The 11586-nt window shown below is 43.0% G+C and carries 14 protein-coding genes; 11 read left to right on the plus strand and 3 right to left on the minus strand.

Translation table 11 applies throughout. The annotated features are described in order from the left end of the window. Nucleotides 1–16: 16 nt before the first annotated feature. The 4 genes from C170_RS29290 to C170_RS29305 all read left to right on the plus strand — a co-directional run bounded on the left by C170_RS29290 (nucleotide 17) and on the right by C170_RS29305 (nucleotide 2304). Nucleotides 17–661, plus strand: a complete 645-nt coding sequence (locus C170_RS29290; RefSeq protein ID WP_036617270.1) for a hypothetical protein — start codon at nucleotides 17–19, stop codon at nucleotides 659–661. A gap of 234 nt (nucleotides 662–895) precedes the next feature. Beyond that, nucleotides 896–1408, plus strand: a complete 513-nt coding sequence (locus C170_RS30305; protein WP_051447469.1) for a hypothetical protein — start codon at nucleotides 896–898, stop codon at nucleotides 1406–1408. Between the two features lie 85 nt (nucleotides 1409–1493). After that, entirely contained in the window at nucleotides 1494–2027 is a 534-nt protein-coding gene (locus tag C170_RS29300) for a hypothetical protein (RefSeq protein ID WP_036617272.1), read from the plus strand. A gap of 73 nt (nucleotides 2028–2100) precedes the next feature. Beyond that, nucleotides 2101–2304, plus strand: coding sequence for a hypothetical protein (locus C170_RS29305; protein WP_036617274.1), 204 nt, complete (start codon nucleotides 2101–2103; stop codon nucleotides 2302–2304). Nucleotides 2305–2464: 160 nt separating this feature from the next. Here C170_RS29305 and C170_RS29310 read toward each other — a convergent pair whose 3' ends face one another. Further along, the gene (locus C170_RS29310; protein WP_036617278.1) at nucleotides 2465–3043 is read right to left on the minus strand and encodes a hypothetical protein; all 579 of its coding nucleotides are present in this window, start codon (nucleotides 3041–3043) and stop codon (nucleotides 2465–2467) included. A gap of 412 nt (nucleotides 3044–3455) precedes the next feature. Between C170_RS29310 and C170_RS31555 the strand changes: the two genes are divergently transcribed. Beyond that, nucleotides 3456–3584, plus strand: coding sequence for a hypothetical protein (locus C170_RS31555; protein ID WP_268748598.1), 129 nt, complete (start codon nucleotides 3456–3458; stop codon nucleotides 3582–3584). A 132-nt stretch (nucleotides 3585–3716) separates the two neighbouring features. Next, nucleotides 3717–4124 carry a hypothetical protein gene (locus C170_RS29315; protein ID WP_036617280.1) on the plus strand — a complete coding sequence of 136 codons (408 nt, stop codon included), beginning with the start codon at nucleotides 3717–3719 and terminating at the stop codon, nucleotides 4122–4124. An 85-nt stretch (nucleotides 4125–4209) separates the two neighbouring features. On the opposite strand, the gene C170_RS29320 is transcribed toward C170_RS29315, so the two are convergent. Together C170_RS29320 and C170_RS29325 are read right to left on the minus strand one after the other, a co-directional pair. After that, nucleotides 4210–4635 carry a hypothetical protein gene (locus tag C170_RS29320; RefSeq protein ID WP_036617283.1) on the minus strand — a complete coding sequence of 142 codons (426 nt, stop codon included), beginning with the start codon at nucleotides 4633–4635 and terminating at the stop codon, nucleotides 4210–4212. A 373-nt stretch (nucleotides 4636–5008) separates the two neighbouring features. Beyond that, complete coding sequence (locus tag C170_RS29325) at nucleotides 5009–5371, minus strand: iron-sulfur cluster biosynthesis family protein (RefSeq protein ID WP_017687018.1); 363 nt, start codon at nucleotides 5369–5371, stop codon at nucleotides 5009–5011. A gap of 289 nt (nucleotides 5372–5660) precedes the next feature. Between C170_RS29325 and C170_RS29330 the strand changes: the two genes are divergently transcribed. The 5 genes from C170_RS29330 to C170_RS29350 all read left to right on the plus strand — a co-directional run bounded on the left by C170_RS29330 (nucleotide 5661) and on the right by C170_RS29350 (nucleotide 11556). After that, on the plus strand, nucleotides 5661–6689 hold the full coding sequence (locus C170_RS29330; protein ID WP_036617286.1) for a LacI family DNA-binding transcriptional regulator: 1029 nt from the start codon (nucleotides 5661–5663) through the stop codon (nucleotides 6687–6689). 181 nt (nucleotides 6690–6870) lie between these two features. Next, a complete protein-coding gene (locus tag C170_RS29335) occupies nucleotides 6871–8142 on the plus strand; it encodes an ABC transporter substrate-binding protein (RefSeq protein WP_036617289.1) in 1272 nt (423 codons plus the stop codon). A gap of 101 nt (nucleotides 8143–8243) precedes the next feature. Next, a complete protein-coding gene (locus C170_RS29340) occupies nucleotides 8244–9131 on the plus strand; it encodes a carbohydrate ABC transporter permease (protein WP_036617292.1) in 888 nt (295 codons plus the stop codon). Beyond that, entirely contained in the window at nucleotides 9124–9969 is an 846-nt protein-coding gene (locus tag C170_RS29345; RefSeq protein WP_036617294.1) for a carbohydrate ABC transporter permease, read from the plus strand. Before C170_RS29340 ends, C170_RS29345 begins: the two co-directional genes overlap by 8 nt. Nucleotides 9970–10059: 90 nt before the next feature. Continuing rightward, nucleotides 10060–11556, plus strand: coding sequence for a glycoside hydrolase family 30 protein (locus C170_RS29350; RefSeq protein WP_081746080.1), 1497 nt, complete (start codon nucleotides 10060–10062; stop codon nucleotides 11554–11556). Nucleotides 11557–11586 lie beyond the last annotated feature (30 nt).

An 11586-nucleotide genomic window follows, 5' to 3' on the forward strand; every position in this document is an offset into this window, starting at 1 on the left:
GGGGGATATTTATATAATGAAAATTTCAGACCGACTATTAAGAGAATATCTAGATCACGTTTATTGGATATGTGGAGGCCCTTGCGGCGGAAAGAGCACGATGACTAATTTACTTTCTTCAAAATGGGAACTGAATTATTATTCCTCCGATGACCACACTTTCGATTATCAAAAAAAGGCTAATCCGCAGGATCATCCAGCAATTTTGCGACACTTCATTGATTGGGAATGGTTCTTTTTAGGGCGTGGGAACGATAGAAGTCACTGGTTAAATTCAGTGTTTGATGAAAGCGTTGAGTTTATTATTTTGGATTTGTTACAGATGGGGAAAGAGAAGCCAATCGTAGTAGATACTTTTATGGAACCTGCTTATCTAAGGGAGATTGTTAACCCTAACCGAGTTGTTTATATGTTTGCAGAAGATGACCTAATTCGAGCGGAGTATCTGGATCGAGATCATCTGAGAGGCATGGAGGATGTGTTCCCTAGTTTATCAGATCCACAACGTGCACGGGACGAAACATTAAACACGGTGGTTAGAGCATCGAATCATTACCTGCAACAAGCAGAGCAGTATCAATTAAAATGGTTTATGAGAACATCTCAGTCCAATAAAGATCAGATGTTATTGGAAGTTGAAAAGCATTTCGGTTTTCGATGATACTGAAGTGTCAAATTATATTAGTCGTCATTAGTTACACTATACGGTAACTCAATAAATCTCAGACAGCAGTCGATCAACCTGATCGGCTGTTTTTGTTCAGCAACGGGCAGGTAACTCAATGCCATCTTGTGAATTACAGGTGTAACTTTTATTGATTGATAGCGTTGTTCATAACGAGGAATTTTTATAGGTTTTTAGAATAACTAATAAAAGAATACGAGGAATGAAGTAATGAAAAAAAAGAGACTGTTTTTTACTGTTGTAGCATTAGTTTTAGCAACAGCGACCGTAACTGCCTGTGATTCAACAAGTCCAACTCATGAGAATATGTCTACTCCAAAATCTGGTGTATTATCAAGCAAGTCCGAAAGTGCAACCCTTTCTAATTCTTTAAGCGAACAAGAGAGCAAGCCCTCCCACTATATTGCTTCTGGAGGCGCAACGGTACAGCAACCCTTTTCCGTAAATCCGGAATTTGTACACATAAAACTGCTTATGAAGAACAATAGTAGCCATGAAGTCACAGTTAGTTTAACGCACTTAGATACTAGTAAAGTGTATTTCGCTAGAACGATTGCTGCCGGGGAATCTTTTGATTGGATAAATTTTAAAGAAGGTTTCACCCAAGGTATGAATACTGGAGGTTACTTGCTTCAATGGAGTGGTGGCGGTTATAGCGTTAATGGGGAAGTATGGGGATCAGCTGGTTCAGACCCGGACGATACTGTTCATCTAACTTATTGAGCTAACGGGCAGGTTAGTGTAAGGACAATGGAATAACATACTATCTTATATAGAATACTTTATCTTTAAAAGGGAGGGGAACACATTGCATAATATGATGAATAAGAGACAATTTATTGAGATGACAGTTAAAGAACAACATTCTGTAGTATTTAAAGTTAATAATCGAGATGAATTTTTCCGTGGTGTTGCTAAAGGATTAAAGGAAGGCTACCTAGTTGTTGAAACAGAAGAAGGTAAAAACTTTGAATTTAAAATGGATGACATCATTGAGATTTATGCTATCAAGTCTTCATCTCCAAAGCATAGTGCTATCCAATCCCACAGTTTTATGAAAGATAGCAAGGATGACCTTGAAAACCTTGTACTCCAGTTTGAAAGTTTAAATGACGATATAAAGAAACAAATTATCTCTTCTTTATCAAAAGTGCTTAGTAAGCAAGTGATCATTTCGAAAATGGATATAACTTCATACAATGTATCTGAAATTGAAATGATTACTAACACGATAAATGGATATCTACTCACTATTAAAACACTGGATATTCATTCCGAATTTTTCGAATCATACAACCAAAAGACTTGTTTTGGGAAAGGGCTAGATCACAATCGAGAATAGCCTAAGGGAGGAAAAATTATAAACGCTAAAATAGCAGGTCGGGAACTGTCAAAAATCCCTGGGAGGTGAGTATGTGAAAGAAGGAATTAAAAATGTTCTGTTAGGTACTGTAATTTTTGTTGTTGGCTTTTCCATTATTCTGCTTCTTACAAGCTCCGATATTGAAGCTGAACTTACATATTATGCTGCCATAGCATATGCTCTTTTATACTTAGCCAGTGTTATATCTGTTTGCACCGCGGTACTCCTGAAAAAGATGACTCAATTAAAAAAGTGAAATTACTCTTAAGCTAGCGGGAAACGTTAGCTCAATAAAACAAAGAAAGCAGCCGATCATTTTGATTGGCTGCTTTTATTCAACTAACGGGCAGGATAGCTCAATAAGTGCCATTAATTCCCCATAGAGCTACAAGAAGTAATTTATCCTAATGTCCGTATTACAATAAGCACTTTATTGCTCTTTTTAAAGCAGTATTCCAAGGTCTTGATTCAATCAATTCAATTCCATTCCTCTTACAGGTATCTGCTATCCAATCTCCATAATAAATACTTACTTCAGCTCTATCATGTTGTAATTTGCCACCTTCTCTTGCTAAATAATTCTGCACTATTTGATTTTTATCTGATTCATGTACAAATATTGATTTCACCTGTGGGTTATCGAGAGATAAGGTTAATTCGGGATAGATAAAATCGCCTTCAATAATGATAGGTAATTTATCTTCAATATGCCGGTTTGCAAGCTCTTTTAATACTGGAACCATTTCTTTGCTGACATCAATCAGCCAGTTTACCGTGCCGTCAACTCCAAAGTATTTCCCATCTATATCAGAATCCCAATAATGAATTACAGGAAAATGCTCCTTTGTTGTAACTGTTTTTACGGATAGGTGAACATCATCTACTTCCAAGACATTCACACCATAATATCGAGCAATCTCAAAAGCAATACTTGATTTACCTATTCCTGATGCTCCACCAATAAATAAAACTGTCCAGTTTCTATCATTCTTCATTTTGCCAACCTCATTTATATGTTCATCGATTATTTTAATGATTATGTAGTTGTTCAATATTATTCTACTTATTTCCTTTTTCTCTCACATCAAATTTCAAAACGGCGCACTGAGAGACCATGAATCAAAGGTGAATACTTTATTAGACGGAAGTTGGTAAATGAGCGAAATTATATATTTTACTCTAAAGTACTGTGATGGGTATTATTTCCATATGTTGATGATTAGGGGAATGGCCGATGTTGATTTTAGAATTAAAACAATCTCACCATCATGAATAGCGTTAATCCATTCCTGAAAAAATTGGGATGGGTTAACGCTATTCGCGCTTCCCATCCTGTGATATATGACGCGCAGGACTTAGGTCTAGTGCGTTTTTTTTATTTTGGTGACAGAGTATGGAGCTCTGTTCATGGGTGAATTGTGCCAACTTGATGATTTTGTTGAAAACGATGAAGCTTCTTCAATTATCCTTTGGGATGGTACATCGGAGATTGGTGATATCGCAGAAATAGATAAGAAGTTAATTGAATTCGTGTGATATATGATTGAACTAACAGTAAACGATAGTTCAGGAGAATCAAGGAACAAATTGAGCAACCCTTTCTATGTATCATTCGTTTGAGTATGTGAGAGGTGATATAAAGTTAATAAAATGAGTAATAGCATCTTAATGTTGGTATTAGCGGTATCCATGACAATAGCTGGGTGTTCATCAACCGATAAAAATGAGGATAATGTTACTGAACGTGTAGTAGCAACTGATTTTATTCTCGAAGTCACAACACCAACAGTTTTAAGTACTGGTGAGACAATGAAAGTAAAAGGAAATCTGAAATATAGAGGTATGAAACCCGTTGAAGTTTCCCATGGAAAACCTATAATTCGTTTCTCCTTCTCCGGTAGTGGCGAGGAGCGTAATTATACGGATGTGGGATATGTAACTGAATTTAAATCAGGTCAAGTGGTTGAGGTTGAAGATGAATTTATGGTAACCAAGAAAGGGAAACAAAATCTCATTGTGGATATGACCGCGGATATCTCTTTAACCATGAATCCAATTGAAATTCTTGTGAAGTAATCTGAGTGATATTGAATTGGCGGGCTTAGAAGCAGGCTTAATGGGATTGTGTGCAAAGAAACCAAAGCAAAAGAGAGCCAGACGTTTAAGTCAGGCTCTTCTTGGCGATGTATTGTGTCTCTACGTCATTTGAATCCTGGCGCTTTAAAAATATCTTACTTGGTCGATGTAAGAGCACAACTAACAAGGCGAATAGTTGAATAATTCCAGTCAATAGTCCTTCATTCAGTAGTCCGATAAATAAAGCGATACTCAGGAACGTAACAGTAGATCTGAATTGTCTTTTGGTGATGCAAATGATAGCAAGCAAACTAGGAATGATCAAAAATATGATTCTTCCAGTAATTTCATTAGAGAAATTAATCAAATCATTGCCGTTCACTTGATAACCGGCAAAGGCTTCAGGATTCTGACTGAAAATATAGAGAAATACACTGAAAGAAACAATAAGGTATATAACTTTAATACTCAACAAGATGCGGACTACGTTCAGGATTGTGGGTAACTTCATAAGTTTCAATTTTCCTCCTCGACACTTCTAAACTGTTACAATGTTCTAACCGTGTTCTTGGTATAACTGGTCTTACATCTCTAAATAGTTATTCCATTTTGTGTATCTCCCAAATTCATATGTAGTTATCTAAGTATACGGTTTACTTGTAATTATTTGTATTAAACTAAAGTCCATATTAATTAATCAAATTTTCACCTCTTTTGTCCCGAAAAATATTCGGAAATAGAGCAGCAGAGGTACAGAGGCACTGCACGAATATGAAATGTTTACAAGAATAATGCCTAATGAACTCATTAAAATTGATAAAAAACCTCCCGTCCCGCATGACATCTGGGCTTGGGAGGTTTTGATTATAGTACAAATTCAACGTTTATCGTACAAACCATCCAGTGGGCTGAGGGGCTACGTCTGCGGTATCTCGTAAATCATGGACTTTGACATTACTGCCATAGATCATGGAATCGCTACTCAGTCGGAATGAAGGGAAACTGTGCTCGGATTGCAGACGCAGAGAGGGTTCAAAGTAAATCTGCTGCTGTTTGTTGATTACAAAGGGAAGCGACCCCGCTTCTACGGTAACATCATCGCTATCCGGTTCGTTCAAGATCAGAAGTACCGCAATTCCGTCACAACCGCATCCATCGGTATCATAAAACAATTTGAAATAGCCTGGTCGATCTCCCAGTTTTTCAGTAAGTCTTGCTTCTGCCAGCGGACTGACTTGAATGATCATGACGTCGTTCACACTCCTCTAATCTCCAATGAATTCGCTTACAATTTAATATATGGACCATAAACGCAGATTAGAAGGTGAAATAAAGAAAAGCAAACATGTCCTGTAAAAATATTGACGCTAATGCGTAATGCAACGAACAATTCACGTATGAATGTTATACCTGGAACTTCTATGGGTTCAGTGTGAAATCATTCGCCCGTCAATGAAACCCATTTCATCGCCATTCCTTATCTGGTATGATAAGCAGGGAAAATAGGGAAAATTAGAGAAAAAGGAAGGTTCCGCTATGACACCGATCACCATATACGACATCGCCAAAGAAGCAAATGTATCTGTAGCGACGGTCTCCCGGGTACTGAATGATACGGCACCTGTGCGTGCAAGCACCCGAGAGAAGATTATGTCCATCATTGAAAAACACCAGTTTCAGCCGAATGCGCAGGCGCGCAGTCTGATCAAAAAAGAGACGGGCACCATTGCCATCATCCTGCCGGACATTACAAACCCGTTTTTCCCGGAAGTGTTCTGGGGGGCGGAGAATGAGGCTCGCGGATTGGGGTATACCTTCTTTCTGTGTAATACCGCAGGCGACTACAACAGGGAATCTGAATATTTGTCCATCCTGCGAGAGAAGCGGGTAGACGGGATTATTTTTCTCGGCGGGCGTATTAACATGCAGGTCTGTCCGGATGACATGGCTCAGGAATTGATTGATATGGGTAAGCGTATGCCGATTGTGCTGGTTAATGGCAATATTGCCAAAGGCGGGTTCCACCGGGTGTACACGGATGAAGGGGCAGGGGCAGCTCTTGCAGCTGAGCATTTGCTTGAACTGGGACATCGCGATATCGCCTTTGTTGGCGGTCTGAAAGAGTTGTCCACCACCATGGTCAAGGTCAGAGCTGTGCAGAAGAAACTTCGGGAACATGGGCTCGAAATACCCAAAGAACGGCAACTGCTCGGCAGTTTCTCCATCGACGACGGCAAACGGGAGATGTCCAAACTGCTGGATCGTGACAATCCACCTACCGCAGTTATCTGTGTCAATGACAATACAGCGATTGGTGCGATCAAGTCGACGATTGAGCATGGGCTCTCGATTCCGAAAGATATATCCATTGTAGGTTTTGATGATACGCCGCTCGCCAGTGCCGTTATACCGGAACTGACAACCGTATCCCAGAACACGTATCAGCTTGGCAAACAGGCTGTAGATGTGCTGCATGAGTTGATTAACCAAGGCAAACCGAAGAAGCAGATCATTCTGCAACCGGAGCTGATTGTGCGTCAAAGTACAGGACCTGCTGCAAGATAAAGGGGCCTGTAATTGGAAAAGAAAGCGTTGACATTTCCTCGAAGGGTGAAATATAATGAGTGCGTGAATGAAACCCCTTTCATAAAGTGGAACGGGTTTTATGTTTCAGCTTAATGAAACCCATTTCATGAAACGGGTTTCAGTGTGGTCATCCATTCATTATATCAAGGGGGCGTAACGTATGAGAAGAAGTCTAAAGGTCATTTCGTTATTGATGCTGGTCATGGTAATGGGTCTGACAGCCTGTAGCAGCGGGAGTAAAAACGGTTCTTCCGGCGAGTCCGGTGGCAAGGTTGATTTGAGCATGACAATCTGGGGCTCGGAGGATGAGAAGAAGATTTATCAGGAACGACTCGACATTGTGAAACAGACGTATCCCGATATTAACGTGAAGCTGAACGTGGTTGCAGGGGATTATGACCAGAAGGTACAGACCATGATCGCCGGGGGAACGGCGCCGGACATCATGATGATTGCCGAGAACTATCAGGCTTACGCCTCCAAGAATCAGATTATACCGCTGGATGACATGATTCAGGCGAACAATGTGAACATGTCCGAGCGTTATTCCGATGATATCGCAAACCTGATGAAGTATGATGGCAAACAATTTGGTTTGCCGGATCGGGCAGGCGCGATGGTCCTCTTTTATAACAAAGATCTGTTCGATAAGGCTGGAGTGGAATACCCAACCAAAGATTGGACGCAGGATGATCTGATGGCGGCAGCTCAGAAGCTGACGGTGAAGGAGAATGGCAAAACGGTTCAATGGGGTTACTATCCGGGTAGCTGGTGGCCGCAATGGATGCAGCTGATCTACCAGAACGGTGGCTCACTGTTCGATGATAGCGGTAAACCAACCTTCAATACAGAGCCTGTGCGTAAAGCATTGCAATTCATGAATGACCTGACCTTCACACACGGTGCGGGACCAACGCCAACCGAGATTGCCGACATGGGGAATATCGGAGCTGATCCGCTGTTCGCTCAAGGCAAGATCGCCATGGAAACGACAGGGTTCTGGAACATCGGTTCACTTGCCAAGGTGGAAGGCATTAATTGGGATATCTCTCCGGTATGGGGCGAAACAAACGCATTCTTTAACGGGTTAACGATTACCAACGCTTCCAAACACAAGGAAGAAGCATTCAAAGTAATTGAAGCACTGACCACACCAGAAGCACAGATGCCAATGGTCAAAGCCGGTCAGGATGCTCCTGCAACCAAAGCAGGTCTGTCCAGTGATGAATTCCTGAATGCTGAATACGGTGGCAAAAAAATCAACATGGCTGCGTTCAGTGAATCAACGATCTATGCAGAACCATTCAACCCGCAATGGAACGAAATGATGAAGCTCATTAACGATAAGCTGGGTGTATACTTCAACAACAAAGCCTCGCTTGATGATACCGTAACCGAAATTCAGAGTGGACTGGAAAGACTCTACAAATAGAGGTTTTTTCTGAACATGCACAAATAGCAGCGACAGCAGGACAGGTGGAATCGGCGTGAATGCGGGTTCCATCTGCTCTCTGCGTCATGGGAGGGCTTAACGTGAGAAAAAAGGACGGGAAATGGTTCTACATCTTCATCTCGCCTTGGCTGATCGGGTTTCTGGGGCTGACTCTGGGTCCGATCCTGTTTTCCATCTATATGAGCTTCACGAATTGGGATCTGTTCCAGTCCCCTGAATTCATCGGTATCGACAATTACAAAACGTTACTGACCGATGATCCGATCTTCTGGAAATCTGTCGGCAATACATTCTTCTATGCGCTAATATCCATTCCGCTGGGCATGTCGATCTCGCTCTGGATTGCATATTACCTCAACAAAAAAATCAAAGGGATCACCTTCTTCCGTATTCTGTTCTATCTGCCGTCGGTTGTTCCGGTGGTTGCGAGTTCATTGCTCTTCATCCACTTGCTTGCGCCGACGGAAGGTTTGATCAACCAGGCACTTGCGATCTTCGGTATTCAGGGTCCCGCCTGGCTTCTTGATCCGAACTGGGTTAAGCCTGCATTGATTCTCATGTCCTTATGGGGTGTAGGTGGTGGCGTGGTATTGCTGCTTGCAGGGATGAAAGGCATTCCGCAGGAGCTGTACGAGGCCGCTGCCATTGATGGAGCGAAGAGTACACAATCGTTCTTCCATATTACATTCCCAATGCTAACTCCCGTCATTTTCTTCAATCTCGTGACTGGCATGATTGGAGCGCTCCAGACCTTCGCACAGGTATTCATCGTCACTGCCGGTGGACCTGATAATTCAAGTCAGATGGTCGTTCCCTACCTATTCCAGAATGCGTTCCAATTCTACAAAATGGGATATGCATCGGCGATTGCCTGGGTACTATTCATCATCATCATGGCGTTGACACTGGTTGTATTCCGTTCATCGTCGCTGTGGGTGCACTACGAGGAGGGAAAAGCCAATGAGTAATCCATCGACTGTGGAGAAGACGATATCCTATATTTTTCTGATTCTGGTCGGGGTGCTGCTTGCTTCGCCTTTCCTGTACATGATCTCCATTGCACTGGCAAGTGACGCAACAACCGTCAAATCAGCCTTTACCTTTGTTCCAATGGAGTTCCAATGGTCGAACTTTTATACCATCTTCACGAATAACAATCTTGGAACATATCTCAAAAACTCGGTTATCATTACCATCTTTACGATTGTCGGATCGGTATTATCAGCTTCGATCGTATCCTACGGCTTTGCCCGAATCAAAGCAAAAGGAAGCCGTTTCCTGTTTATTGTGTTGCTCAGTACGATGATGATTCCGGGTGAGGTTACGATGGTACCGCAGTTCATCATCTTCCGTCATCTGGACTGGATTAATACATTCTACCCGCTGATCGTGCCGAGTTTCTTCGCCGGAGCGTTCAACGTATTTCTGATTCGGCAGTTTGTCATGAGTATTCCAAAATCACTGGATGAAGCCGCCATGATCGATGGTATGGGACACCCGGGAATCTACTGGAAGATCATCATGCCACTGACTTATCCGATACTTGCGGCTATTGCGATCTTCTCGTTCTCCTATAACTGGGGCAACTTCATGGGACCGCTCATCTATATCAATGATCCGGAAAAAATGCCGCTGGCACTTGGAGTGCAGCTGTTGACTACGGTAGGTGGCGGGCAGATGCCGCCATGGAACCTCGTGATGATTGCTTCCCTGTTTCTCACCATTCCGATGGTGCTGGTATATCTGTTCGGACAACGTTATGTCTATGAAGCGAACATTAGCGGCGGAAGTAGCGGAATCAAGTAACCGAGGTGTCTGTAGTGGTTGTATGTATTGAACCTGATGTTCAAGGTCAATGGAGTAATCAACGTACATGGAGAAAGGATTGTATAGCCCATGGCGCATAAAGAACAACGCAGCAGAGGCAAACGGAGTTATATCCTCATGGGTGTCGCTCTGATTGCGCTGCTGGCAGGAGGAGGAATTGTTATCAATCATTTTGCCAATGAATCATCCAAAACACTTGAGTTCCAAGGGGAACCAGTACGTCTGAAGCTGGATCAATCCTATGATCATTTTGAAGGTTGGGGTACGTCACTTGCTTGGTGGGCCAATAATCTTGGTGGATGGAAGGATCAGGCGAAGGTGAGTGAAGTGATGGATTTGGTCTTTGATCCGGAGAAAGGATTAGGTCTGAACATCGTTCGTTACAATATTGGCGGTGAGGAAAATCCAGACATGAAAGCTCTTCGTCCCGGCGGGGATGTACCTGGCTTCCAGCCTGAACCTGGAGAGTGGGACTGGGATGCTGATGCAGGTCAGCGTGCTGTATTACAAGGTTCGATGGAGCGTGGTGTGAACATTGCCGAAGCATTCTCCAATTCACCACCTTACTGGATGACGATCAGTGGATCCGTTACCGGAGCTGTGGATGGCAGCAATAATCTGCGTGACGACCAGTATGATGCGTTTGCCGATTATTTGACTGAAGTCGTGAAGCATTATCGGGACGAGTGGGGGATCACCTTCCGCACACTGAATCCACTCAATGAACCTTCCTCCGACTGGTGGAAGAAGGGCAATATGCAGGAAGGTAGTCATTTTACCAATGAGAAACAGGCCGAGATTATCAAGAAAGTTGCTGCATCGTTGAAGAGCAAAGGACTGGATGGAACCGTCATTAGTGCCGCGGACGATAACAGCATTGATGAGACGGTGTTTAATTTCAACCTCTATGATCAGGACACGCTGGACGTAATCCAGCAGATCAATACTCACTCCTATAATGGTAGCAAAATGGAAGAGCTGCGCACGCTGGCAGAACGCCAGGGTAAAAAGTTGTGGATGTCCGAGTACGGAACCGGCGGCAGCGAGCCGCACAGTCATGAGGATATGACCTCGGTGCAAGAATTGGCGGAGCGGATCATGTTTGATCTGAAAATCATGCAGCCATCCGCCTGGGTATACTGGCAGGCCGTTGAAGATGAAGGCGCCAATAATAACTGGGGCTTCATTCATGCCAATTTCAACGGAGAAGAGCAGTATGAGATGACCAAACAGTATTATGGCATGGCCCAGTTCACAAAGTTCATTCGTCCCGGCGCGACAATTATTCCAACCGATGGTGGACGCACGCTGGCTGCCTACGACGGGGAACACCAGAGATTGGTGCTAGTGATTCGTAACGAATTGTCAGCGGGTACAACAGCGTTTGAACTGGCAGGGTATACGTATGGAAAATCAGCCACCGCGCAGGTGTATCAAACTTCACCGGAACGGAACATGGAACAGCAGAAAGACATCCCGGTGTATGCCAACGGACTGGAGGTACCTACGGCAGACAATTCCATCACAACCGTTGTACTGGAAGGCGTGACGTTGCAGGCGAACTGATAGCAGCACTCGGAAGGTTGTTCGGTCATC

This window comes from Paenibacillus sp. FSL H7-689, from assembly GCF_000517905.1.
GTDB lineage: Bacteria > Bacillota > Bacilli > Paenibacillales > Paenibacillaceae > Paenibacillus > Paenibacillus amylolyticus.

What these genes read in the sequence shown, in the direction of transcription:
- C170_RS29290 (WP_036617270.1), top strand. Translation starts at nt 17, where the DNA reads ATGAAAATTTCAGACCGACTATTAAGAGAATATCTAGATCACGTTTAT.
- C170_RS30305 (WP_051447469.1), top strand. Translation starts at nt 896, where the DNA reads ATGAAAAAAAAGAGACTGTTTTTTACTGTTGTAGCATTAGTTTTAGCA.
- C170_RS29310 (WP_036617278.1), bottom strand. Translation starts at nt 3,043, where the DNA reads ATGAAGAATGATAGAAACTGGACAGTTTTATTTATTGGTGGAGCATCA.
- C170_RS31555 (WP_268748598.1), top strand. Translation starts at nt 3,456, where the DNA reads ATGGGTGAATTGTGCCAACTTGATGATTTTGTTGAAAACGATGAAGCT.
- C170_RS29315 (WP_036617280.1), top strand. Translation starts at nt 3,717, where the DNA reads ATGTTGGTATTAGCGGTATCCATGACAATAGCTGGGTGTTCATCAACC.
- C170_RS29320 (WP_036617283.1), bottom strand. Translation starts at nt 4,635, where the DNA reads ATGAAGTTACCCACAATCCTGAACGTAGTCCGCATCTTGTTGAGTATT.
- C170_RS29325 (WP_017687018.1), bottom strand. Translation starts at nt 5,371, where the DNA reads ATGATCATTCAAGTCAGTCCGCTGGCAGAAGCAAGACTTACTGAAAAA.
- C170_RS29330 (WP_036617286.1), top strand. Translation starts at nt 5,661, where the DNA reads ATGACACCGATCACCATATACGACATCGCCAAAGAAGCAAATGTATCT.
- C170_RS29335 (WP_036617289.1), top strand. Translation starts at nt 6,871, where the DNA reads ATGAGAAGAAGTCTAAAGGTCATTTCGTTATTGATGCTGGTCATGGTA.
- C170_RS29345 (WP_036617294.1), top strand. Translation starts at nt 9,124, where the DNA reads ATGAGTAATCCATCGACTGTGGAGAAGACGATATCCTATATTTTTCTG.
- C170_RS29350 (WP_081746080.1), top strand. Translation starts at nt 10,060, where the DNA reads ATGGCGCATAAAGAACAACGCAGCAGAGGCAAACGGAGTTATATCCTC.